This window comes from Mesorhizobium sp. SP-1A (assembly GCF_032460275.1).
Taxonomy (GTDB): Bacteria; Pseudomonadota; Alphaproteobacteria; order Rhizobiales; family Rhizobiaceae; genus Mesorhizobium.
The window spans coordinates 58370-81785 of sequence record NZ_JAVXZD010000003.1 but is presented as its reverse complement, the minus strand read 5'-3'; the positions used below and the strand labels follow the sequence as shown (position 1 = coordinate 81785).

At 64.4% G+C, this 23416-nt stretch carries 29 protein-coding genes; 15 read left to right on the top strand and 14 right to left on the bottom strand.

The annotated features are described in order from the left end of the window. The first annotated feature begins 206 nt into the window (after positions 1-206). The 3 genes from QU595_RS15335 to QU595_RS15325 are packed head-to-tail and all read left to right on the top strand — an operon-like array spanning position 207 to position 2082. Entirely contained in the window at positions 207-752 is a 546-nt protein-coding gene (locus tag QU595_RS15335; protein ID WP_315924488.1) for a cold-shock protein, read from the top strand. Positions 753-778: 26 nt separating this feature from the next. Next, positions 779-1294 carry a DUF192 domain-containing protein gene (locus QU595_RS15330; RefSeq protein ID WP_315923404.1) on the top strand — a complete coding sequence of 172 codons (516 nt, stop codon included), beginning with the start codon at positions 779-781 and terminating at the stop codon, positions 1292-1294. Positions 1295-1314: 20 nt separating this feature from the next. Next, entirely contained in the window at positions 1315-2082 is a 768-nt protein-coding gene (locus QU595_RS15325; protein ID WP_315923402.1) for an alpha/beta hydrolase, read from the top strand. A 45-nt stretch (positions 2083-2127) separates the two neighbouring features. On the opposite strand, the gene QU595_RS15320 is transcribed toward QU595_RS15325, so the two are convergent. Next, positions 2128-2730, bottom strand: a complete 603-nt coding sequence (locus tag QU595_RS15320) for a hypothetical protein (RefSeq protein WP_315923400.1) — start codon at positions 2728-2730, stop codon at positions 2128-2130. Beyond that, entirely contained in the window at positions 2727-3506 is a 780-nt protein-coding gene (locus QU595_RS15315) for an enoyl-CoA hydratase-related protein (RefSeq protein WP_315923399.1), read from the bottom strand. Before QU595_RS15315 ends, QU595_RS15320 begins: the two co-directional genes overlap by 4 nt. A 125-nt stretch (positions 3507-3631) precedes the next feature. Between QU595_RS15315 and cysE the strand changes: the two genes are divergently transcribed. After that, positions 3632-4480, top strand: coding sequence for a serine O-acetyltransferase (gene cysE, locus QU595_RS15310; RefSeq protein ID WP_315923398.1), 849 nt, complete (start codon positions 3632-3634; stop codon positions 4478-4480). Positions 4481-4619: 139 nt separating this feature from the next. After that, positions 4620-4823: a DUF3126 family protein gene (locus QU595_RS15305; protein ID WP_315923397.1), complete on the top strand. Its 204-nt coding sequence runs from the start codon at positions 4620-4622 to the stop codon at positions 4821-4823. Positions 4824-4847: 24 nt separating this feature from the next. Here QU595_RS15305 and QU595_RS15300 read toward each other — a convergent pair whose 3' ends face one another. After that, positions 4848-5588: a hypothetical protein gene (locus QU595_RS15300; protein ID WP_315924486.1), complete on the bottom strand. Its 741-nt coding sequence runs from the start codon at positions 5586-5588 to the stop codon at positions 4848-4850. Positions 5589-5757: 169 nt separating this feature from the next. On the opposite strand from QU595_RS15300, the gene QU595_RS15295 reads away from it, so the two are divergent. Beyond that, positions 5758-6285, top strand: coding sequence for a gamma carbonic anhydrase family protein (locus tag QU595_RS15295; RefSeq protein ID WP_315923395.1), 528 nt, complete (start codon positions 5758-5760; stop codon positions 6283-6285). Between the two features lie 117 nt (positions 6286-6402). On the opposite strand, the gene QU595_RS15290 is transcribed toward QU595_RS15295, so the two are convergent. The 3 genes from QU595_RS15290 to QU595_RS15280 all read right to left on the bottom strand — a co-directional run bounded on the left by QU595_RS15290 (position 6403) and on the right by QU595_RS15280 (position 8617). Further along, entirely contained in the window at positions 6403-7008 is a 606-nt protein-coding gene (locus QU595_RS15290) for a transglutaminase-like cysteine peptidase (protein ID WP_315923393.1), read from the bottom strand. A gap of 256 nt (positions 7009-7264) precedes the next feature. Further along, entirely contained in the window at positions 7265-7882 is a 618-nt protein-coding gene (locus QU595_RS15285; RefSeq protein WP_315923391.1) for a PilZ domain-containing protein, read from the bottom strand. Between the two features lie 96 nt (positions 7883-7978). Next, positions 7979-8617 (bottom strand): PAS domain-containing protein, encoded by a 639-nt coding sequence (locus tag QU595_RS15280; RefSeq protein ID WP_315923389.1) that lies wholly within the window; start codon positions 8615-8617, stop codon positions 7979-7981. 378 nt (positions 8618-8995) lie between these two features. Between QU595_RS15280 and QU595_RS15275 the strand changes: the two genes are divergently transcribed. The 4 genes from QU595_RS15275 (at position 8996) to QU595_RS15260 (ending at position 12422) form a co-directional block, all read left to right on the top strand. After that, entirely contained in the window at positions 8996-9718 is a 723-nt protein-coding gene (locus tag QU595_RS15275; RefSeq protein WP_315923387.1) for a rhomboid family intramembrane serine protease, read from the top strand. Positions 9719-9852: 134 nt separating this feature from the next. Continuing rightward, positions 9853-10284, top strand: coding sequence for a CBS domain-containing protein (locus QU595_RS15270; protein WP_315923385.1), 432 nt, complete (start codon positions 9853-9855; stop codon positions 10282-10284). Between the two features lie 150 nt (positions 10285-10434). Continuing rightward, a complete protein-coding gene (gatB, locus tag QU595_RS15265; RefSeq protein ID WP_315923383.1) occupies positions 10435-11934 on the top strand; it encodes an Asp-tRNA(Asn)/Glu-tRNA(Gln) amidotransferase subunit GatB in 1500 nt (499 codons plus the stop codon). Beyond that, complete coding sequence (locus tag QU595_RS15260) at positions 11934-12422, top strand: GNAT family N-acetyltransferase (protein ID WP_315923381.1); 489 nt, start codon at positions 11934-11936, stop codon at positions 12420-12422. The genes gatB and QU595_RS15260 overlap by 1 nt, the downstream gene beginning before the upstream one ends. A gap of 10 nt (positions 12423-12432) precedes the next feature. Here QU595_RS15260 and panC read toward each other — a convergent pair whose 3' ends face one another. Next, on the bottom strand, positions 12433-13275 hold the full coding sequence (panC, locus tag QU595_RS15255) for a pantoate--beta-alanine ligase (protein WP_315923379.1): 843 nt from the start codon (positions 13273-13275) through the stop codon (positions 12433-12435). After that, a complete protein-coding gene (gene panB / locus QU595_RS15250; RefSeq protein WP_315923377.1) occupies positions 13272-14105 on the bottom strand; it encodes a 3-methyl-2-oxobutanoate hydroxymethyltransferase in 834 nt (277 codons plus the stop codon). The genes panC and panB overlap by 4 nt, the downstream gene beginning before the upstream one ends. Before the next feature lie 194 nt (positions 14106-14299). Here panB and QU595_RS15245 point away from each other — a divergent pair, with 194 nt between their 5' ends. From QU595_RS15245 to QU595_RS15235, 3 genes are all read left to right on the top strand, one after another. Beyond that, positions 14300-14698: an NADH:ubiquinone oxidoreductase subunit NDUFA12 gene (locus QU595_RS15245; RefSeq protein ID WP_315923375.1), complete on the top strand. Its 399-nt coding sequence runs from the start codon at positions 14300-14302 to the stop codon at positions 14696-14698. A 91-nt stretch (positions 14699-14789) separates the two neighbouring features. Further along, positions 14790-15335 (top strand): DUF2155 domain-containing protein, encoded by a 546-nt coding sequence (locus QU595_RS15240; protein WP_410000508.1) that lies wholly within the window; start codon positions 14790-14792, stop codon positions 15333-15335. A gap of 69 nt (positions 15336-15404) precedes the next feature. Continuing rightward, complete coding sequence (locus QU595_RS15235) at positions 15405-15776, top strand: hypothetical protein (RefSeq protein WP_315923373.1); 372 nt, start codon at positions 15405-15407, stop codon at positions 15774-15776. A 21-nt stretch (positions 15777-15797) separates the two neighbouring features. Here the strand turns inward: QU595_RS15235 and aat are convergent, their stop codons facing one another. The 6 genes from aat to QU595_RS15205 all read right to left on the bottom strand — a co-directional run bounded on the left by aat (position 15798) and on the right by QU595_RS15205 (position 21185). Further along, positions 15798-16415 (bottom strand): leucyl/phenylalanyl-tRNA--protein transferase, encoded by a 618-nt coding sequence (aat, locus tag QU595_RS15230; RefSeq protein WP_315923371.1) that lies wholly within the window; start codon positions 16413-16415, stop codon positions 15798-15800. A gap of 85 nt (positions 16416-16500) precedes the next feature. Next, a complete protein-coding gene (gene accC / locus QU595_RS15225) occupies positions 16501-17844 on the bottom strand; it encodes an acetyl-CoA carboxylase biotin carboxylase subunit (protein ID WP_315923369.1) in 1344 nt (447 codons plus the stop codon). Positions 17845-17859: 15 nt separating this feature from the next. Further along, positions 17860-18330 (bottom strand): acetyl-CoA carboxylase biotin carboxyl carrier protein, encoded by a 471-nt coding sequence (accB, locus tag QU595_RS15220; RefSeq protein WP_315923367.1) that lies wholly within the window; start codon positions 18328-18330, stop codon positions 17860-17862. A 36-nt stretch (positions 18331-18366) separates the two neighbouring features. Next, on the bottom strand, positions 18367-18801 hold the full coding sequence (gene aroQ, locus QU595_RS15215; RefSeq protein ID WP_315923365.1) for a type II 3-dehydroquinate dehydratase: 435 nt from the start codon (positions 18799-18801) through the stop codon (positions 18367-18369). A 139-nt stretch (positions 18802-18940) separates the two neighbouring features. Continuing rightward, on the bottom strand, positions 18941-19741 hold the full coding sequence (locus tag QU595_RS15210; protein WP_315923363.1) for a DsbA family protein: 801 nt from the start codon (positions 19739-19741) through the stop codon (positions 18941-18943). A 43-nt stretch (positions 19742-19784) separates the two neighbouring features. Beyond that, positions 19785-21185, bottom strand: coding sequence for a M48 family metalloprotease (locus QU595_RS15205; RefSeq protein WP_315923361.1), 1401 nt, complete (start codon positions 21183-21185; stop codon positions 19785-19787). A gap of 133 nt (positions 21186-21318) precedes the next feature. Between QU595_RS15205 and QU595_RS15200 the strand changes: the two genes are divergently transcribed. Next, on the top strand, positions 21319-22467 hold the full coding sequence (locus QU595_RS15200; RefSeq protein ID WP_315923359.1) for a pyridoxal phosphate-dependent aminotransferase: 1149 nt from the start codon (positions 21319-21321) through the stop codon (positions 22465-22467). Between the two features lie 18 nt (positions 22468-22485). Continuing rightward, a complete protein-coding gene (locus QU595_RS15195) occupies positions 22486-23415 on the top strand; it encodes a glutaminase (RefSeq protein WP_315923357.1) in 930 nt (309 codons plus the stop codon). The last annotated feature ends 1 nt before the right edge of the window (position 23416 follow it).

Sequence of the window (23416 nt, the reverse complement as noted above, 5' to 3'; positions counted from 1 at the left end):
CGCACGCGGCTTCGCTTCCCCGGCAAACAACGGCAGAGTAATTGCTGAATGATCCGTTAAAAAAGCCGTCTCAGGTCTTGCCACCCCCGGAAGCGGCGGTGTTAATCTCATATCAAGAATCAGTAACGGCATTTTCGACGGAAAGGGGGCGTCTCATGGGGGAAAAGGCCTCTTTGACAGGCCGTAACGTGACCGGCGGCGAAAAGATGAAGCAGGATGCGGATGGTGCGTCTGCCGATCTGATCGAGATTTCCGGCGCGATTAAATGGTTCGACGTCGCCAAGGGCTATGGTTTCATCCTGCCCGACGACAATGTTTCCGGCGATATTCTCCTCCATGTGACCTGCCTGCGCCGCGACGGTTTCCAGACGGCGCTGGAGGGCGCGCGCGTGGTGTGCCTGGTCAAGCAGGGCGAGCGCGGCCTGCAGGCTTTTCGCGTGCTGTCGATGGACACGTCCACTGCGGTGCATCCGGCCGAAATGCAGGAGCAGCGCACCCATGTCACCGTGACGCCCGAGAGCGGGCTGGAGCGGGCGCTGGTGAAATGGTTCAACCGTACGAAGGGGTTCGGCTTCCTTACGCGCGGGGAGGGCACGGAAGATATTTTCGTGCATATGGAGACGCTGCGCCGCTACGGCGTGACAGAGCTCAGGCCGGGACAGGTCGTGCTGGTGCGGTTCGGGCGCGGCGACAAAGGCCTTATGGCTGCCGAAATCCATCCCGATATGGGAACCTTGCCGGTCGCGCACTGAAGCTCAAGGCCGGACGGGATTCTGGAATGATCCATAAGATGTGGCTGGCCTCGAGCCGGATCGGCGTTCTGGTCGCGACCCTTGCCGTCGCGGCCTTCCTTGTCATGCCCCGGCTGGCGTTCGCGGGTGAAGAGGCGATGATTCTGGCCACGGACCCCGCGCGGCTGACGGTCGAGACCAAGACAGGCACGCGCTCCTTCGCGATCGAGATCGCCAAGAACCCCGCCGAGCGCTCGGCGGGGCTGATGTTCCGGGAGACGATGCAGGACGACCACGGCATGCTGTTCGTGTTCGAGCGGCCGCAGGTCGCCGCCTTCTGGATGAAGAACACACCGATGGCGCTCGATCTGGTTTTCATCCGGCAGGATGGCCGGATCGCCGCGATCCGGCGGGGCGAGCCGCAGTCGGAGGCGGTGATCTCCCCAGGCACGGAAGTGCGTTTCGTGCTGGAACTGAAGGCCGGAACCGCCGCCCGCGAGAGTGTTGCGGCGGGCGACCTGGTGAAACATCCGGCGATCGTCGCGGCTTCGGACGGGCCGTGACAGTGGCTGGGGAGACAGGAATGCAAACCTTCAGCCACGACGGTTTCGAGATCGCCTATCTCGACCGGCCACCCGTTTCCGGCAGCGGCGATCCGGTGCTGATGATCCACGGCTTCGCCTCCAGCCACTATGTGAACTGGGTGGCGCCGGGCTGGTTCAAGACGTTGAACGACGCCGGCTACAGGGCCATCGCGCTCGACAATCGCGGTCACGGCGTGTCTACCAAAAGCTATGATGCCGAAGACTATACGCCGGCCAGGATGGCTTCGGATTCGGCTGCGCTGCTCGACCATCTGGGCATTGAGCGCGCCCATGTGATGGGCTATTCGATGGGTGCGCGACTTTCCGCCGTGCTGGCGTTGTCCGATCCCGGCAAGGTGGCGACGCTGGTGCTCGGCGGACTGGGCATCGGCATGGTGGACGGCGTCGGCGACTGGGACCCGATCGCCGATGCGCTGACGGCCGACGATGCCGGGACGATCACCCACGACCGCGGCAAGATGTTCCGTGCCTTTGCCGACCAGACCCGTAGCGACCGTCGCGCCCTGGCGGCCTGCATCACCACCTCGCGCGCATTGCTGAGCGAAGACGAGGTGGCGCGTATTGCCCAGCCGACCCTGATCGCGGTCGGCACCAGGGACGATATCGCCGGCTCCCCGGACGAGCTTGCCGCGCTGATGCCCAATGCGGCGGTGTTCCACATCGAAGGCCGCGACCATATGCTGTCGGTGGGGGACAGGAGCTTCAAGCAGCGCGTGCTGCAATTCTATGCGGATCATCCCTTGTAGGATGGGTCGGGCGCTGGCCGTGGCCTCGCGGCGCCGGCGGCACTTTCAGCTTTTGCCTTCCAGCCTCTTCAGCGACCGGGCGATATTGAGCCGTGCCTGCTTCTCGAAGCGATTGCGGAATTCCTCCGTGTGGAAGATGTGCGGGCGCTGGATGAAGGCTTGCAGCACGGCCGTGCGGCCGCTTCGCCATGCTTCCTCTGGCACCCAGGCGTATTCGCGCCGGATGGCCTGTTCATAGGCGTCGAAAACTTCCTGCGGAGCGCCCAGGACCGACAGGTCCATATCCAGGAAAAGCGCGGCGTCGCGCGTTTTTGCGGGGTCCGCGAATCGAGGAAGCTCATGCGTGGCGGTCGCTTCGATCATCGCCGCGATACGGGCAAGGCGTTCCGGCGCGGTCTTTCCTGCCAGCTTGCGGCGGGCAAGTTCGGCGCTGCGCGCCTCGTTGTCCTTGGCGCGGCTGTCATAGACGGCGTCGTGAAACCAGATCGCGGCTTCGACCGCGTCGGGGTCGGACAGGAGAGCGCGATATTCAGCGGCGAGCGCCAGCAGCGCCTCTATATGGGAAAGGCCGTGGTAGTGGCGGCCGTCGGCGCCGTAGAGGGCCGAAAGGTCGCGCCTCAGCACGGCATCGATGAGCGGGCTTGTCATCGGCCTGAGAATTCCGGTGCGCGGCGCTCCCGGAATGCGGCACGGCCTTCGGCGTAGTCCGCGCTGTGGAAAGTCGCCGCGCCCGCGTCCTGCGCGGCCCGGGCGTCGATCGCATCGCCGCTTAATACGGCGCGGATCGACAGCTTGGAGGCACGCACGGAAAGCGGCGCGTTCGCGGCAACGGTTCTTGCGATCTCGATCGCCTGCGCGTCGAGTTTCTCGCCTGGCACGACCTTGAGCAGGAAGCCGGCCGACAGCGCTTCCTGCGCATCGATCCGCGCGCCGGTGAAGGCGAGGTAGCGGGCCATCTGCGGGCCGGCCGCGGAGACGATGTCCTGCATGGCGTCCTGCGGATAGGCGAGGCCGAGTTTTGCGGCGGGCACGCAGAATTGCGCGTCGGGCGTGGCGATGCGCAGATCGGCCGCCGCTGCCAGGCCGAAACCGCCGCCGAAGCAGATGCCGCGGATGGCCGCGACCACCGGTACGCGACAGTTCCGGATCGCTGTAAAGGCGGCCGAGTTCGCGGCTTCATAATCCTGCGCGTTGGCGGCGTCGCGCAGCGTCGCGAACTCGCCGATGTCGGCCCCGGCCGAAAAATCGACGCCGGCGCCGCACAATATCACCGCCCGAATGGCGGGATCGGCCGATAATGCCTCGAAGCCCAGGGCGAGTTTCCGCCACATGTCGAACGTGACGGCGTTCTTCTTGTGGTGGCGGTTCAGCGTGACAATGGCCACGCCGGCATCCGCTTTCACGATCAAGGGCTCGGTTTCCATGGCCGGTGGTTTTTCCAGCAAGCGACACCCATTTGATGAAGCACTAAGGAAAATTGAGTTCACCCGTGCTATGATCTGACTTATATGAGCGGCCACAGAAGGCAAGCCGGCAAGCGGAGACCGCAATGAACAGCATCACCTTTGCCCGCCCCAGCGCGCTGCAGCCCATGGATCCGATCTGGCAGTCGATCCGCGAGGAGGCCGCGGAAGCGTTGAAGCACGATCCGCTGCTGGCCGCGTTCCTCTATGCCACCATCCTGAACCAGGAAAGCCTCGAGGATGCCGTCATCCATCGGCTGGCCGAGCGGCTGGCGCACCAGGACCTCGGCGCAGACCTCTTGCGCCAGACCTTCAAGGCCATGCTGGCCGACGATCCGAACTGGTCTTCGGTGGTGCGCGTCGACATCCAGGCCTATTACGACCGCGATCCGGCCTGCGACCGCTTCATCATGCCGGTGCTTTATTTCAAGGGCTTCCATGCCATCCAGACGCACCGGCTGGCGCATTGGCTCTGGAACAAGGGCCGGCAGGATTTCGCGCTCTACCTGCAGAGCCGCTCCTCCTCCATCTTCCAGACCGACATCAACCCGGCCGCCCGTATCGGCAAGGGCATCTTCCTCGACCATGCCACCGGGCTGGTGGTCGGGCAGACGGCCGTCATCGAGGACGACGTCTCGATGCTGCATGGCGTGACCCTCGGCGGCACCGGCAAGGCCGGCGGCGACCGCCATCCCAAGATCCGTCACGGCGTGCTGATCGGCGCAGGCGCCAAGATTCTCGGCAACATCGAAGTCGGCCACTGCTCGAAGATCGCGGCGGGCTCCGTCGTGCTCGCGCCCGTGCCGCACAACAAGACCGTCGCCGGCGTTCCCGCCCGCGTGGTCGGCGAGAGCGGATGCGCGGAGCCGTCGCGGCAGATGGACCAGTTGCTGCCGTCCCCGTCGGCGGAAAATCCCATCACCTTCGACATCTGACCGCGATATCGCGGCCGACGCCGGCCCGCAGCTTTCGCGCGGGCCGACGATCGTTGTCCAGCCTGCCTTTACATCGTCGTCTTCGCCATGCCAGAAGCTCAGGTCCAACGCGAAGCACGACCGTATCCGGAGAACTCTCTTGAAGCCTGACGAAATCCGAAAGCTCGACGCCTACTTCAAAAGCGTCTTCCAGAACCCGAAGCTTCAGGTGAAGGCGCGCCCGCGCAAGGAGGATTCGGCCGAGGTCTATATCGGCGACGAATTCCTCGGCATCGTCTTCAAGGACGAAGACGACGGCGACTACAATTTCTCGATGGCCATTCTGGACATCGATCTCGGCTGAAATTTTCCATCCGACGCGGCGGCCTTATCTGAGCGGGCTGCCGCCGGTCTTGAGCATGGTCGCGGCCTTGGCCGCGACGGCCGCATCCAGTTCCTTCCAATCAGCCAGCAGTTCCTTCGGGAAGCGATAGGTCAGGCTCAGGCGCTCGCCGACCAGAATATCCCGCTCGCACGGCGCGAGGGACTGCGCAGCGCCGGGTCCGGCCAGGCAGCGGGCGACGAATGGCGTGGCGCCGGGCCGCTCCGCCACGGCAAGGGTTTCGTTCAGATAGCCCGACTTTTCCGAGAACTCGTAGCTTGTCAGGCCCGCCGGACCGGACGTGCCCGGCTTGACGATCAGCGTGCTGTAGATCGGCGCGAAGCGTCCGCTCATGTCGCGTGACATCAACTGCTCCTCGAACGACAGGAAGATGATGTTCTTGCCCGGTCCGGTGCGGTCGAAGTCGCCCCGCGCGGCCAGGCTGTAACCCTCCATCTGCGGGTAGCGCAGATAAAGGTCGAGACGCGCGGCCAGACCGTCGCGGCGCGCGCGGTCGAAGCGGATGGCATTGGCCGGAGCGACGATGACGTTGTTGCCGATGACGATCTCGTGGAGCGTGGTGTCGGTCGTGTTGCCGCCCATGGCGACCGTCTGACCGAACCATTTGCCCGCAAGGCTGATGGCCACGGACATCAGCGCCACCGCGGCGAAACCGTAGAACAGCTTCATCATCAGCCGGGAGTCGACGACCTTGAAGTCTGCTGTTTCGGAAGCCGGGTGGCTCATGGCGATCCCATCGTCTGCGGCCGGCAGGGAGAAGCCGTGCACGCCGCGACTGTGCGATTTCATGGTAAATGATTGGTGAAGATGCCGCGCCCCGATTCAACGCAGGCATTGCGAGTTGCCGGTCTGTCGCCTTTAATGCGCGACTTCCACCAGATCATCGAGGAAAGACATGCCGATCTACGCGATTGACGGGAAAGCGCCGCGGTTCGAGGACGCAGCAAGCAACTGGATCGCGCCCGACGCCGTGCTGATCGGCAATCTGGAGATCGGGCGCGACGCCGGCTTCTGGTTCGGGGCGGTGCTGCGGGGCGACAACGAACTGATAGCCATCGGCGCGGGCACCAACATCCAGGAGCACACGGTTGTCCACACGGATCCGGGCTTCCCGGTGAGCGTGGGCGAGGGCTGCACCATCGGCCATCGCGCCATGCTGCATGGCTGCACGATCGGCGACAACAGCCTGATCGGCATGGGCGCCATCGTGCTCAACGGCGCCCGGATCGGCAGGAACTGTCTGGTCGGGGCCGGCGCGCTGGTCACGGAAGGCAAGGAGTTCCCGGACAATTCCCTGATCGTGGGCTCTCCCGCAAAGGTCGTTCGCGCGCTCGATGAGGCTGCGATCGAACGGCTGCGGAGCTCGGCCAGGCATTACATCGCCAATGCGAGGCGGTTCATGTCGGGACTGAAGCCCGCCTGATTCGTCCGGGAAAGTGGAGCCGGCCCGGGGACGGGGCCGGCTCCTGAACCCGGTCGTTGGGGACGGGGAGGGTGGGGACTCGACCGGGTATCTCGTGGCGTCCCGTCGGCTTTCTACCTAGCGGACGCTGGCGACCGCATCGGCGCGGCCGTTGTTGATCGTCACCCAAACGCCGGAATTCGTTTCCGACTGGCGCTTGAGATAGGTGTAAGGCGTGTCGGTCCAGGCCAGCACCCGCGCCTCCAGATTGTCGAGGATGTATTCACCGAGGCTGGTGCGCACGGTCAGGACAGCATGGCCGTCGCCATTGGGCTGGCGTACCACGGTCACCAGCAGATCGCCCGCCGGAACGCCGGCCTTCATCAACTCGCGGCGCTTCTCGAGCACGTAGTCCTCGCAGTCGCCATAGCCGTTGTCGGGATAGGCCCAATATTCGTCGACGCCGTAATTCTCCATGTCGGTGCGCGGCTTGATGCGCGTGTTGACGGAGTTGTTGACCTCGATGACAGTCGCCCAGAGCTGACGCGTCAGTTCGACAGGCGGCTGCTTCGGCGTCACCTGCCGGCATTCCTGCGGCAGCCTCCGGCAGAACTCGTAGTGGCCGACCGGCTGGGTCGTGCGGCTGCCGGTCTGCATAGAGACGCCGGCGGCCTGCGCCGCACCCAAACCGGCGAATTGCATGGCTATGGCAAGGAAAAACAGCTTGCCCCATGTCATTTTCATTTTCTCGTCTCCCCGTTCCAGGAGACAATGACACATGCGGCTTTATTCGACGCAAAAGCGCGTCCGAGATATTGAGTAAAACTCTGGGAGACTTTTTATAGAACTCAAATAAAACAAGTATAAAATCTGAATCAGTTTGGAAACTGGTTTTTAACCATCCGACACCGGCGTGAACGAACGAGAACGGCCCCTGAAAGGGGGCCGGTTCCAGATTTTTTCAATGTTTGAGAATGTACGGATGCGAAGGCCGCGGTGATCAGGCGTGCGGCCTGCTGAACTCTGAATCCAGGGTTTCCGGGCGCTGGACGACGGCGAATTCGATGGCTATGCCGTCGTCGAAATGGCGCACGACCTGTCCGCGCATGGTGCCGAGCACGACCTGGACGCCGATGGCCGGTTTCACGTCGATCTCCATGGCCGCGCCGGACAGGGACAGGTCGATGATGCGGCACTGGTATTGGCGCCCGTCCGCGAGTTGCAGGACGCTGGTCGGGTTGCGCGGCGCCACGCGCTCGTGCCGGCGGTCTTCCGGCAGGTCCAGCTCGTGCTTGTTGGCGAGCCAGGTGAGCTGGGCGGCGAGCTTGTCCTTCTTGCGATCGGAGGCGATCACGGTCATGGCGAAGCCGTCCTGCAAGGTACGGGTGACCACGCCTTCGATGCGGCCGATATGGTCGATATAGGCGATGACCTTTTCGCCCGGCTCGCCGACGCGATCCGTGCGCAATGCGACGTTGCCGGGCGACATGTCGATCACCTGGCAGGGGTGTTCGGTCCGGTCCTCCAGCATGAAGCGGCCATAGATTTTCACTCGAACCCGTTGAAAGGTTCGTCTTTCGACCTTGGACGGCGCGTGATCGAACGCCGCTGACCTCATTGCCTACCCCCGTTGGCACTCGCGCGCGTGCGCGAAATTTCCCGAGGAAACTAGGCAATAGAGGTTAACAAATGTGGAAAAAGAGGTGCCCGCAGGTCATTCCTCGCGGCCGCCTTCGAGCACGACGAGATGGCGCACGCGCCTCGCGCGGCCGAATTCGGAAAAGGACCGCGGCGCCGAAAGATCGGCCGGAGCAAGCGAGGGGACCTCGATGGATGTCCGCGTCCCCAGCGACATCGCTTCCTTGTCCGGATCGATGACGCGGATCGCGTCGATCGAGGCGTCGCTGACGGGATCGGCGCCCAGCCAATACGGTTTTTCCGCCCCGGAAATGACGCCCAGGCAGCGCGGATGTTCCGCGCCGCCGTCGAGCGGCAGCGCCAGGAGTTCGAAGCTCATGGAGCGGCCGCCGCGGCTGAAGCCCTCGAAGCCGATCATCACAACGGACTTCTGCAGGAACACGCCCTGAATGAGGCGCGCAACAAGCCTCTGGTCGCGCTCCCGCCACAGCGAAGGGAAGGAAAAGCTCTTCAATTCGCGGCCATAGGTAGCGCAGAGACGCGTGCCGGCCAGGCGGAACACCGCTTCGCCGCGCGTGTCCTTTTCCAGGATGAAGGTGTCGGCGAGCAGTTCCTTTATTTCGGCAGGCTCGACCTCGGTGCGCCGCGGGGCAGGGCGCCCGTCGCGCAGCCGGTTCCAATAATGGAACAGTGCGATCGATCCATTGAGTTTCATACTGACCCGCTCCGCGCGACCTGCCGTCTGATGTGCCATCGGTGAACAGAAGGGGCGCCTTCCGATGACCTACATGCGGTGCGGAGCAGGTTGCGTGCCAGCCCGGAAGGGTTTTGTTAACGGATCGGGGCCGTTAAGGTTAACGAAGGGTTTACGTTGCGGGGCAAACTTCTTCATGCCACATTGAAATCACTCCAGTTTTCGCTTCGACGCTGCGGCGTCCGGTCAAGGCCTTTGGGGAGCATGGGGGCTCGACCAGCCGTCCAAGGGAAGCCTTGGGCGGCATTTTTTTGATTCCCGGCAGGCGATTCGCCATTTGTGATTCTCCGGCGGCTCGCTTACATGCCCGCAAATCTGTCTTACCGGTCTGGAGCCAGAATGAAACAACCGCCGCCGTCGGGCGATTTTGAAGAGCGTGAAGCACCCCGGCGCGCGGAGCGCGAACCGGTATTCAACATGCCTTCGGTGATCCTGGCGGTGATCGCGCTGTGCGTCGGCGTCCATCTGGTCCGGGTCTACTGGCTGACGCCGCAACAGGATGTCGCGCTGCTGCTGCGGAGCGCCTTCATACCCGTGCGCTATTCGGGGCAATACGAGCTGGACCTCTACGCGTTCACCAGCCCGTTCACCTACACGTTCCTGCATGGCGGCGTCGCGCACCTCGCCGTGAACATGGTCTGGCTCGCCGCCTTCGGCACGCCGCTCGCCAACCGCCTCGGCGCGCTGCGCTTCGCGCTTTTCTTTGCCGCAACCGGCGTCGCCGCGGCTGCATTCTTCTGGGCGATCCATCCCTCGATGGAAGCGCCGCTGATCGGGGCCTCGGGCGCCATCTCCGGCATGATGGGCGCCGCCGCCCGGCTTGGCTTCAGGATCGACCGTTCGTCGGGCAAGGCGGCCTTCGCGGGCGCTCCGCTGCCTTTTTCCGAAGTTGTGCGATCACGCGCCGTCATCACCTTCCTCGGCGTGTGGATGGTCATCAATATCGTGACGGGGGTGATCGGGCTGGCGCCGGGAATGGAGGACCAGATCGCCTGGGAAGCCCATATCGGCGGCTTCCTGGCCGGGTTTTTCGGGCTTCGCCTTTTCGACCGCCGCGCCTGAGCGTCGTCCGGTGCGGCGGAACCGCGATGCGGATCGGCGCGTACTTGAAATGCAACCGATCGCGGCGCACCATGTTCAAGAAGACGTGAATGCCGGAGAAGGCAGGTTCCGGCCGGAATGCAGAGGAGGACGCCATGACCGTCAAGGCAATTCTCGAGGCGAAGGGTCACGACGTAATAACGCTCGGACCCAACGAAAAACTCTCCGAAGCCATTCGGCTGCTCACCGAACACAGGATCGGCGCGCTGGTCATCACCAATGGCGACCGCAAGATCGTCGGCATCCTTTCAGAGCGCGACATCGTGCGCGTGATCGCCAAGGAGGGTGCGGCGGCGCTCGACATGGCCGTTCGCATGGCGATGACGCCGAAGGTCAACATCTGCAACGAAAACCACACGGTCAACGAGGTCATGGAGATCATGACCTCGGGCCGCTTCCGCCATCTTCCGGTGGAAAAGAACGGCCAGCTCGACGGCATCATTTCGATCGGCGACGTGGTCAAGCGCCGCATCGAGATGGTCGAGCGCGAGGCGGAAGAAATCAAGGCCTATATCGCGACCGCGTGAACGACAGGCGAGCGCTAGCGGCCCGCCCGCCCAGGCACTGCCGGAGGCGAGGCGCGGGCCTTGCCTCAAAGGCCGCTTTGCACTAGCGAAGGCGGTAACTTCGGCTATGCGCCACGCATATCCGCTATCGAAATTCGACCGCAGGCTCCCATGACCATCATCGATACCCGCACGCCCGACGCCAAACGCCTCATCCCCGGCGCCACCGGCGACTGGGAGGTCATCATCGGCATGGAGGTGCACGCGCAGGTCACGTCGGAAGCCAAGCTGTTCTCCGGCGCCTCCACGGCCTTCGGCGCGGCGCCGAACGCGAATGTCAGCTTCGTGGACGCGGCGATGCCGGGCATGCTGCCGGTCATCAACGAGGAGTGCGTCAGGCAGGCCATCCGCACCGGTCTCGGGCTCAAGGCGCAGATCAACCTGAAGTCGGTGTTCGACCGCAAGAACTATTTCTATCCGGACCTGCCGCAGGGCTATCAGATATCGCAGTACAAGCAGCCGATCGTGGGCGAGGGCACGGTGACGGTGTCCGTCGGGCCGGACCGCGAGGGTAAGTTCGAGGACATCGAGGTGGGCATCGAGCGCCTGCATCTCGAGCAGGATGCCGGCAAGTCGATGCACGACCAGCACCCGACGATGTCCTATGTCGATCTGAACCGTTCCGGCGTCGCCCTGATGGAGATCGTGTCGAAACCGGACATGCGCTCTTCCGACGAGGCCAAGGCCTATCTGATCAAGCTCCGGACCATCGTGCGCTATCTCGGCACCTGCGACGGCAACATGGACGAAGGCTCCATGCGCGCCGACGTGAACGTTTCGGTGCGGCGGCCCGGCGAGCCGTTCGGCACGCGCTGCGAGATCAAGAACGTCAATTCCATCCGCTTCGTCGGCCAGGCCATCGAATACGAGGCGCGCCGCCAGATCGCGGTTCTGGAGGACGGCGGCAAGATCGACCAGGAGACGCGGCTGTTCGACCCGAACAAGGGCGAGACGCGTTCCATGCGCAGCAAGGAGGAAGCGCACGACTACCGCTATTTCCCCGATCCCGACCTTCTGCCGCTCGAATTCGATCAGGCCTATGTGGATGAACTGGCCAAGGACCTGACGGAACTGCCGGACGACAAGAAGGCGCGTTTCGTCGAAAAGCTCGGCCTGTCGGCTTACGACGCCTCGATCCTGGTGTCGGAAAAGGCCATCGCCGACTATTTCGAGAAGGTGGTGGAAGGCCGCGACGGCAAGACGGCCGCGAACTGGGTCATCAACGACCTGCTGGGCGCCTTGAACAAGGCGGGCAGGAGCATCGAGGAAGCGCCGGTCTCGCCCGAGCAGATCGGCGCCGTCATCGACCTGATCAAGGAAGGCACCATTTCCGGCAAGATCGCCAAGGACCTGTTCGAGGTCGTCTGGAACGAAGGCGGCGATCCGAGGGAAATCGTTGAAAAGCGCGGCATGAAGCAGGTCACCGACACCGGCGCGATCGAGAAAGCCGTGGACGAGGTCATCGCCGCGAACCCGGAGAAGGTGGAGCAGGCCAGGGCCAAGCCAACCATGGCCGGATGGTTCGTCGGGCAGGTGATGAAGGCGACGGGCGGCAAGGCCAACCCGCAGGCCGTGAACGATCTGGTCAAGGCCAAGCTCGGCATCGAATAATGTTCATCCGCACCGCCGGCGAGCGCGATCTCGAAGCGGTTCGCGCCCTGCTAATCGAGACCTGGCACACCACCTATGACGAGCTTTACGGTCGCGAAGGTGTCGAGGCCATTTCCGAGCGGTGGCATTCGCAAACCTGGCTGAGGCAATTGCTGCGCCGGCCGAGGTCGGAATTCATCGTCGCCGATACCGGCTCTGAATTGGCCGGGATGGCTTTTGCCGCGATTCCGGAAAGCGACCCCGAAGTGGTCGAGATCGAGGAACTCAACGTCCGGCCCGGCATGCAGGGCAGGGGCGCGGGAAGCCTGCTGCTTGCCGAGCTGGAGGATTCGTTCTGGGACTGCCGGCTCATGCGGCTGGACGTCGAGGCCCGGAACGTCAGGGCCCTCAAATTCTATCAGGCCAAGGGGTTCACCGAGCGCAACCGCCGGACCGCCACGCAATGGGTCAGCGCAACCGTCGTAACGATGGTCAAGCCTTTGGCTTAGAACCGCGGCTCTATATTTCGAGATTGTCGATCAGCCGCGTGCCGCCAAGGCGCACGGCAGCGAGTATGCGCCCGTGCCGGTCGATCCGCCACGGCGCCAGCGTCAGGCTTTCGCGCGCTTCGACGTAGTCCACCGTGCCGAAGCCGGCGTCCAACAGCTGCTTCCGGGCGGCAGAGAGCGTCTCCGTCTCGCCCGCGCCCGAGCGCAGGGCTTCGGCCGCCTGCCGCAATATCCTGTTCAACTGGCGGGCGACGCCCAGTTCGGCCGGCGAGAGATAGGCGTTGCGCGACGACATGGCGAGACCTTCCGCATCGCGAACCGTGGGGGCGGCAACGATCTCGACCGGAATGTCGAGGTCGCGGCAGAGTTTCTTCACCACGCATAGCTGCTGGTAGTCCTTCTCGCCGAACACCGCGAGATCGGGCGCGGCCTGCAGCAGCAATTTCGCCACCACCGTCGCGACGCCTTCGAAGAAGGTGGGCCGGAAGTCGGTCTCCAGGCCGGCCGAGGGTCCGCCCACGATGATTTTCGCAGCGAACCCCTCGGGATACATTTCCGTCGCCGGAGGCGTGTAGGCGAGCTGCACGCCTGCCTCCGCCAGCCTGTCGAGATCGGCGGCGAGCTGCCGCGGATATTTGTCGAGGTCTTCGTTTGGGGCGAACTGCGTCGGATTGACGAAGATCGAGACCACGCAACGGTCGGCGCGTTCCAGGGCGAGGCGTGTCAAAGAGATGTGGCCGTCGTGCAGGGCGCCCATCGTGGGCACCATGGCGACGCGCAGGCCTTCGTTGCGCCAGGATCGTACCACGGCACGCAGATCGGCAACCGTTTCAACGATTTGCGGGCTGTTCATGATGCTTGGCTGTCCTTCGGCAGGAAGACATGTTCGGGGCCGGGGAAGCTGCGGGCGCGCACTTCGGCGGCGTAATGCCGCGCGGCTTCGGCCACGACGCCGCGCAGGTCGGCATATTCCTTCACGAATTTGGGCACGCGGTCGACGGTGAGCCCGACCGCGTCGTCGATGACGAGAATCTGGCCGTCGCACATGGCGCTGGCGCCGATGCCGACGGTGGGGATCGCCGCGCGGCGGGTGATCTCTGCGGCGACCGGATCCATCGTGCCTTCTATGACGAAGGAGAACGCGCCAGCGCGCTCCACCGCCTCGGCGTCCGCTAGCAGTGCCGCGACGGCATCGGCGGTTCCGCCCTTGATGGTGTAGCCGCCGTCCTTCTCGACGGACTGGGGCAGCAGGCCGATATGTCCCATCACCGGAATGCCGGCCGCGACGATGGCGGCGATCTGCGGCTCCATGCCAGCGCCGCCTTCCAGCTTCACCGCCTGGCAGCCGGTTTCCGCCACGATGCGGCGGGCGGATGCGAGCGCTTGTTGCGGGGAGCCCTCATAGCTGCCGGCGGGCATGTCCACCACCACGCAGGCGCGCTGCGAACCGCGCATCACCGCCTGGCCGTGGAGAATCATCATCTCCATGGTGGCGCCGAGCGTCGTGGGATGGCCGTGCTGCACCATGGCCACGCTGTCGCCGACGAGCAGCAGGTCCACATGGGGATCGAGCAGCCGGGCGAACGGATAGCTATAGGCTGTGAGGCACACGACAGGGGCGCCGCCTTTGCGGGCGCGGATGGCCTCGGGGGTTGTCCGGCCCCCGGCATCGGCTGCGGTCATGGTTTCCTCCCCGACCGGCGACGCGATCGGCCGATGGAGCCGGCTCGATCCGTCCGTTGACCCGCTCTAGAAAGATCGAGGGTGCTTTGCAAGATGCTGCGGTGCAATAGAGGCCGTCGCATGGCGGCAAAACCCTTGCCTTCATGCAAAGCTGACGCCATAAGCAGGGCAACGGCATTGCCCGCGAGGTCAGCATGAAAGCCTTCCTTTTGCAGTTTTTCACCTGGTGGAACCGCCAGACGCTCGGCACGCGCTTCTACACCTGGCGTTTCGGCAAGGAAGTCGGCCGCGACGAGTTCGGCAACGTCTACTACGAAGGCGGCCTGAACTCGGACGGTATGACCCGCCGCTGGGTGATCTATTCCGGCTATTCGGAAGCGTCCTCCATTCCGCCCGGCTGGCACGGCTGGATCCATCATCGCGACGACACGCCGCCGCCGGACGAGAACTACAAGCCGCGCGAATGGCAGAAGCCGCATCAGCCGAATCTGACCGGCAGCCCGGCAGCCTACAGGCCGCTGGGATCGCTGCTGGGCAGCCGGCATCGTCCGCAGGTGACCGGCGACTACGACGCCTGGACTCCCGGTTCCTGAGCGTCCGCCGCGTGCCGGTCCTTTGTCGCCACATTTGCGGTCTAATGGCTGGCCGAGCCGATAGTGGCGGGCGCAAACATCCGGTATCTGAATGAAAATCCCAGGCCGAATCCAGATTGGTGCGACGGCGGCCGTGGCCGCCATGCTGGCCGGCTGCGTGCTGGCTTCGGCCGCGGAGCCGAGCGCGGTGGCGCGAGTGGCCAATCCGGTGGCCGAATTCGCCGGCATCGACAAGATCACCGGCCGCATCATCACCTTCGACGTCTATATCAACGAAACCGTGCAGTTCGGCGCGCTGCAGGTGACGCCGCGCATCTGCTATTCGCGCCCGGGCGCGGAAGAGCCGAAGACCGATTCCTTCGTCGAGGTCGACGAGATCACGCTGGACAGGAAGATAAGGCGCATCTTCACCGGCTGGATGTTCGCCGAAAGCCCCGGCCTCAACGCGGTGGAACACCCCGTCTACGACGTGTGGCTGAAGGCCTGCAAACAGAAATCGGACGTGCCTGCGCCCGGCTCGGCGAAAGCCGCGCCCGCGCCGGCCCAGAATGAACCTGACCAGAATCAGGACGGCGGCGCGGCCGCGGCGCCTGCGGACACCGGATCGGCGGCGCCGGACGGGGACAGCGCGGACTGATCCTACGGAACCCCTGTAGCAGCCATGCGTTGGAACGCGGGGCGCAAAGAGGCAGGAGGAATGTCCGTGATGGCCAGCGAGAAGGAACTGCTCGAACTGGAAAAGGGTTTCTGGACCCTTGGCGAGACCTACTACAAGGCCAATGCGGACAAGGAATGCCTGGTCGCCTTTCCCGGCATGGCGAAGACCATGAGCAATGCCGACCTTGCCGAAACGGCCCAGAATCCCAATCGCTGGCGCGACCTGAAGATGGACCTCAAGGGCATGGTCGAGCCCGGCAGCGACGTGGTGATGCTGACTTATGAAGCCCATGCCACGCGCGAGAACGGCGAGGCCTATGCGGCGCTGGTGAGCACCGGCTATGTGCGGCGCGCCAATGGCTGGAAGATGATGTTCCACGCGCAGACGCCGCTTGAGAGCGCGCCGAAAAAGAAAGGCTGACGGCCGTCCGCCGACTACGCCTCAGGGGCTGAATACGGCCTCTCCCGCCAGGGCGTCGGCGAGCATCTGCTCGTATTGCGTGCGCGGAACGTCGACGGCGCCGAAGCGCTTCAGGTGCTCCGTGGTGAACTGGGTGTCGAGCAGGGCGAAGCCGCGCTCCCGCAAGCGCTCGACCAGATGTACGAGGCAAATCTTGGAGGCGTCGGTTTCCTTGGAGAACATGCTCTCGCCGAAGAAGACGCGGCCGAGCGAGACGCCGTAGAGGCCCCCGACCAGCCGTTCTTCGCGCCAGGCCTCCACGGAATGGCAATGGCCCATATGGTGAAGTTGCGTGTAGGCTTCGCGGATCGGCTCGTTGATCCAGGTCGAGCGGCGTTCCTCGCGGCTTTCGGCGCAGGCTTCTATCGTCGCCTCGAAATCGGAATCGAAGCGGATTTCGAGCGGACTTCTGCGAAGCGCCTTGCGCAGGCTTTTGGGGACGTGGAAGCCGTCGAGCGGAATGATGCCGCGAATCTCCGGGCGAACCCAGAACACTTCCGGATCGGAAGCGCTCTCGGCCATCGGGAAGACGCCGGAGGCGTATGCCTTCAGCAGCAGGTTGGTCGGAATCCGGAAGCCGGGCGCAAAAGGACGGGTCATCGGAGCATGCGTCCCAATATCATTGCCGCTCCCGGGAGCCGCGCGGCATGTGCGCGGACGCGCCTCCCGGGGAACGCACGATATTCTACTCCGTCTTGGCCAGATATTTCTCCAGCCAATGAATGTCGTAGTCGCCATTGGCGATGTCGGGGTTGCCGACAAGATCGCGGAACAGCGGCAAGGTGGTCTTGATGCCGTCGACGACGAACTCGTCCAGCGCCCTGCGCAGGCGCATCATGCATTCCACGCGGTTGCGGCCGTGCACGATGAGCTTGCCGATCAGGCTGTCGTAGTAGGGCGGGATGCGGTAGCCGGAATAGACGCCCGAATCGACGCGGATGCCGAGGCCACCCGGCGTGTGGAAATGCGTGATCGTGCCGGGCGAGGGCGTGAAGGTGCGCGGGTCCTCGGCGTTGATGCGGCATTCGATGGCGTGGCCGTTGAACTTGATGTCCTCCTGCCGCACCGAGAGCCCGCCGCCGGACGCGACCCGAATCTGCTCGTGCACGAGATCGATGCCGGTGATCGCCTCCGTCACCGGATGCTCGACCTGAAGACGCGTGTTCATCTCGATGAAGTAGAACTGGCCGTCCTCGTAGAGGAACTCGATGGTGCCGGCGCCGGAATAGCCGAGATCGGCCACGGCGCTCGCGCAGATGCCGCCGATCCGCGCGCGTTCCTCGTCGTTGAGGGCGGGCGAAAGCGCCTCCTCCCAGACCTTCTGGTGGCGGCGTTGCAGCGAACAGTCGCGCTCGCCGAAATGCACGCCATGGCCGGCTCCGTCGCCGAACACCTGCAACTCGATATGGCGCGGCTTTTCCAGATATTTCTCGATGTAGACGGCGTCGTCGCCGAACGCGGCGCCGGCTTCCGAACGGGCGGTCGCCAGGGCGACGTTCAGTTCGTCCTCGTTGCGCGCCACCTTCATGCCGCGGCCGCCGCCGCCGGCGGAAGCCTTGATGATGACCGGATAGCCGATCTCGGCCGCGATGCGCTTGGCTTCCTTCTCGTCCGAGACCGCGCCTTCCGAACCCGGCACGACGGGAATGCCGAGGCGCTTGGCGGTGCGCTTGGCCTCGATCTTGTCGCCCATGATGCGGATATGGTCGCCCGAAGGCCCGATGAAGGTGATGTTGTGAGCCGCGAGGATGTCGGAGAACTTGGCATTCTCGGACAGGAAGCCGTAGCCGGGATGCACGGCATCCGCGCCGGTGATCTCGCAGGCCGCCACGATCTGATGGATGTTGAGATAGCTGTCGCGGGACGGCGGCGGCCCTATGCAGACGCTTTCGTCGGCCAGACGCACATGCATGGCGTCGGCGTCGGCGGTGGAATGCACCACCACGGTCTGGATGCCGAGCTCCTTGCAGGCCCGCAGCACTCTCAGCGCGATTTCGCCGCGATTGGCGATGAGGATCTTCTGGAACATCCGCCCGTTCCCGGCCTATTCGACCACGACCAGCGGCATACCGTATTCGACCGGCGCCGCATCCTCCACCAGGATGGCGGTGACGGTGCCGGCGCGGGGCGAGGGGATCTGGTTCATCGTCTTCATCGCCTCGATGATCAGCAGCGTCTGGCCCTGCGTGACCTTCTGCCCGACCTCGATGAAAGGCCTGGCGTCCGGCGCGGGCGCCAGATAGGCCGTGCCGACCATGGGCGAGGGCACGGCGTTCTTCGCCGTGTCAACGGCGGGCGACGCGGCCGGGGCCGCGGCTGCCGGAGCGGCCGCCGGTTGGGCCGGCTGCGCATAGGCTGCCGGCGCCGCAACCGCGTGGACGGCAGGCGCATGACGCGAGACCCGCAGCTTCAGATCGCCCAGCTCGACCTCGATCTCGGTCAGATTGGTGTCGTTCAGGATGCCCGCGAGATCGCGGATGAGCTGCTGGTCAACGTCGGTTTTCTTTGTACTCATGATCGGCCCTTCTTTTTTCCGCGTGCCCGCGCCGCCTTACAGGCGGTCGGCGAGCGCCCGCAGCGCCAGCACGTATCCGAGCGGCCCGAAGCCGCAGATCATGCCGAGAGCGTGCGGCGCGACCTTGGAGACGTGGCGGAACGGTTCCCGCGCGTGGATGTTCGACAGATGCACTTCCACGACGGGCACTGGCGCCACGCCGCGGATCGCATCATGGATGGCAATTGAGGTGTGCGTATAAGCGCCGGCGTTGAGCACGATGCCTGCCGCAGCTTCCGCCGCTTCCTGTATCCAGGTGACAAGATCGCCCTCGTGGTTCGACTGGCGGAAGTCTATCTGCAAACCAAGCTCGGCGCCGGCCTCGCGGCAATCGGCTGCGATGTCGTCCAGCGTCCTGGTCCCATAGATCGACGGCTCGCGCTTGCCGAGCATGTTGAGGTTGGGTCCGTTCAGAACGAAAATCGTTTTCAAAGCGATCTTTCCCGGCGCAAACCGATGCGCCAAGCCTTGTTGCGAGGCCTTCTATAATGGGCATAGGCCACGGCGAAAAGAGCGCAAGTGCGTTCTTGCGCTGTCCACAGCAGCTCTGACAGCGCCAGATGAAGGAATTCTAAAGCGTCGGCTTGGCCGCGGCGATCTTCTCGGCCAGCACGTCCTTGCCGAGCGCGCCGAACACGACCTCGTTGCCGATCACGTAGGAGGGCGTGCCGCTGATGGCCAGCTTGGAGGCCAGGTCGTAGGTGCGCGAGAACGCTTCGTTGATCGAGGGGTCCTTCATGCCTTCGCGCAGCTTCTTCTCGTCGGCGCCGAGCGACAGCGCCACCTTGATGGCAGCCGCCTCGGTCGCGCGCCCTGCGCCGCCGAGCAGAGCGGTGTGGAACTCGCCGTATTTCTCCGGCATCATCTTGTGGAAAGCCATGGAGACGATGCTGGCCTTGTGCGAATCCGGGCCGAGGATGGGGAACTCCTTCAGCACGAAGCGCAGCTCCGGATTCGTCTTCGTCAGGGCCTGCATGTCCTCGATGGCGCGTTTGCAGAAGCCGCAATTGTAGTCATAGAACTCGACGATGGTGACCTTGCCCTTGGGGTTGCCGACCACGCCGTCGAACTTGGAATTGAAGATCTCGTCCTTGTTCTGCTGGATGACGCCCTGGGAAGCGAGAGCCTGCGCCTCCTTCTGCTTGGCCTCCAGCGCGTCCTGCACTTCGAGCATGATCTCGGGATTCTTGAGCAGATAGTCGCGCACGACGTTTTCGATCTGCGTGCGATCGATGGTGCCGTTGGGCGATACCTGCAAGGCGCCCGACGGGTCTTGCGCCCGTGCCGCGCCGGTGCTGCCGGCCGCAATGCCGAACGCCAGCAACGCCGCCGCAGCGGCACTCGCGGTGCCGAGAACAAAAGCCTTCTTCATCGTCGTGGTCCTTCCTTTACCGTCCGCCGCCGCGGCCGGGCACTCAGTTCTTCTTGCCCGATGTTCCGTAGTTTATGATGTCCTGCGCCCTGACCCAACCGGGTTCACCCGGCTTCATGCCTTTTTGCGCGCGCATGGCGAAGATCTTGGCGTCCTTGTAGGCCCCGCCGTAATAGTAGCCTTCCGCCGTCGCCAGATCGGCCTTCGAAATCTGCCCCAGCTCGCCATAGGCCTGCGCCAGATAGCGATAGCCAGCGGTGTTCTCGCGATCACGCTCCAGCCCGCTGGAAATCTGTGTGACGGCTTTCTTGAGCGAATCGGGCGTTCCGACCGCCATCAAGGCCTGTCCGTAGGACACCGGCAGGAGACCGGATCTGGCAGAATCGAGGCTGGCGGCCTTGGCGTAGGCGCCGGCGGCCTCCGCGGGCTTGTTGGCCTTCATCAGGATGTCGCCGCGCAGTTCCTGGAAATACGGGTTCTTCGGCTGCTTTTTGACCAGCGCATCGGCCTTGGTCAGCGCCGTGCCGGGATTGCCGTTCAGATAGGTCGAAATGGCATCGCCATATTGAACCGCCAACTGATCCGGGTTCTTGCGCAGCAGCCGCGAGGTCGCCGCCTGGCCCTGGGTGAAAGCGGCGATCTTGACCCGCATCATGTCGTGGCGCTGCTGCAACGCCGGAGAATCCGTCTTGTCGAAATAGGGGCTCTGATGCACCAGCGTCTGCAGGTTGGCGATGCGCTCCTGCGGCATCGGGTGGCTGATGCGGTAGGGATCGACCTGCGCGCCGGAAAGCGACAACGCATTCTGGAAACGCTCGAACGTCTTCAGCATGCCCTTGCCGGATTGGCCGGTGGCGTTGAGATAGGTGATCGCCGAGCGGTCGGCCGTGACCTCCTCGCCACGCTGGTAGGTCAGAAGGGTGCGCTGCGCCAATTCGCCGCCGCCGGTGGCGATGCCCATGCCTGCGCCGGCAAGTCCGCGGCTGTTGGTGGCGGCGCCCGCGGCCAGAGCGCCCATGCCGAGCAGGCTGGCGACGATGGCCATGGTCTTGGAGCGTTCGAGCTGGTCGCGCAGCTTCTGCTGGTGGCCGCCGGCCAGATGGCCGCATTCGTGCGCGATGACGCCGATGATCTCGTTGGGCGTTTCCGCCTGCAGCAACGCGCCGGTGTTGATAAACAGGCGGCGACCGGCAACGAAGGCGTTGAACGAGGAATCGTTGACCAGCACGATCTGAATGCCGGCGTTGGAGAGGCCGGCCGCCTTGAAGATCGGACGCGCATAGTCGCGCACCAGCGCCTCGATCTCCGCGTCGCGCACGATCGGCACGCCCTGGGCGAAGCTGGAAACCGTGCCCGCCAACGCGACCGCCGCACCGAGCGACAATGTCGCCAGCGCGCGCGCGGCCCTTGCGATCTTGGACGTCGGTCGTGTCAGGCTCAACATGATTTGCTCACTGGTAGACGACGCGGCCAGGGATGAAAAGCCGGAACGGCAAACTTCCTCGCCTTGTGATCCTCACACCAATCGGGCAATTGTGCGGCGCTGGCGCGTTTGCCGGCGACGCACCGAGGTCGAAATGGTCATATCGCTTTCGCGGCGCAGCGCCGTCGAGCCGTTCCACGCCATGGACATACTGGCCGAGGCCAACCGCCTGAAGGCCGAACGACATCCGGTGATCTCGATGGCCGTCGGCCAGCCTTCCGACCCGGCCCCGCTCGCCGTGCGGCAGGCCGCCGAGGCGGCCCTGAAGGCGGGTCGCATAGGCTATACCGACACGCTCGGCCTCATGCCGCTGCGCAAGGCGATCGCTGCGCATTACGGCGAGCATTACGGTGTGGAGGTTTCGGCGGAGCGCATCGCCGTCACCACCGGCTCTTCCGCGGCCTTCAATCTCGCCTTCCTGGCCATGTTCGACGTCGGCGACCGCGTGGCCATCGCCGCTCCCGGCTACCCGGCCTACCGCAACATCATGGCCGCGCTGGGCATCGAAGTCGTGGAGATCGAACTGGCGGGCGAAACCTATCTCCATGCCGAACATCTCAGGAGCGCCCATCGCGAGAAGCCGCTCAAGGGCGTGCTGTTCGCCAGCCCGGCCAACCCGACCGGCGCGATCGTGCCGGCCGCGGAGCTGAAAGAACTGGTCGAAACCGCCGAGGATCTCGGCATCGCGGTGATATCCGACGAAATCTACCACCGGCTCGCCTATGCGGCGCCGGACACGACCGCGCTGGCCTTCAGCCCGAATGTCACGGCGATAAACTCCTTCTCCAAATATTATTGCATGACGGGCTGGCGCATCGGCTGGATGGTGCTGCCGGAAGAAATGGTGCGGCCCGTGGAGCGGATCGCCCAGAGCCTCTACATTTCCGCGCCGGAACTGTCGCAGATCGCCGCCATCCAGGCCTTTTCCGCGACCCGGGAGCTGGAAACGGTGAAGGCGCGCTATGCGCAAAACCGCGAGTTGCTGATGAAGCGCCTGCCGGAACTGGGTTTCGCACTCGCAGCGCCCATGGACGGCGCATTCTATGCATTCTGCGATGTGTCGCGGCACACCAACGACAGCATGGCTTTCGCGCGGCGCATGCTGGCCGAAGCGCATGTGGCCGCCACGCCGGGCCGCGATTTCGATCCGCTGCAAGGCCATCGCTACATGCGTTTTTCCTATGCCGGCAGCCATGACGATATGGTGGAAGCCCTGGCGCGCATCGATCGTTGGCTGAAGTAGGCAGGCGAGGGGAAGGACGTGGCGGAACTGGAAGAAGTGCTGCAATCGCTGGCCGAAGACATGTCGGCGAGGACGGATCGGGGCGCGGTGGCCGGCTACATACCGCAATTGCGCAAGGCCGATCCGCAGCGTTTCGGCATTGCGGTCGCGCTCAATGACGGCCGGGTCGTCACGGCGGGCGATGCCGACGAGCCGTTCTCGATCCAGAGCATTTCCAAGATCTTCACGCTGACGCTGGCGCTCGGCAAGGTGGGCGATGCTTTATGGCGGCGGGTCGGCCGGGAACCCTCCGGCAATCCGTTCAATTCCATCGTGCAACTCGAGCGGGAGATGGGCATTCCGCGCAACCCGTTCATCAATGCGGGCGCCGTGGTGGTGACCGACGTGCTGCTGGCCGGTCACCAGCCGCGCGAGGCACTCGGCGAAATCCTGCGCTTCATCCAGTTCCTCGCCGACGACGACAGCATCATCATCGATCGCGACGTCGCGGCCTCCGAGCGGGCCACCGGCTACCGCAATTTCGCGCTTGCCAACTACATGCGCGCCTTCGACAATCTGGAGCACGAGCCCGAACTGGCGCTTGGCGTATATTTCCACCATTGCGCCATTGCCATGAGTTGCCGGCAACTGGCGCTGTCGACGCGCTTCCTGGCGCATGAAGGGCGCAATCCGCAGACGGGCCATTCCGTCGTCTCGGCCGAGCGGGCGCGGCGCATCCTGGCGCTGATGCTGACCTGCGGCCATTATGACGGTTCGGGCGACTTCGCCTTCCGGGTCGGAATACCGGGCAAGAGCGGTGTCGGCGGCGGCATTGTCGGCATCGTGCCGGGCATCGCCTCCATCGCGGTATGGTCGCCCGGCCTCAATGAGAACGGCAATTCCAAGCTGGGTTCCGTCGCGCTGGAAAGGCTCACCCGGACGATGAACTGGTCGATCTTCGCGCCGTGAT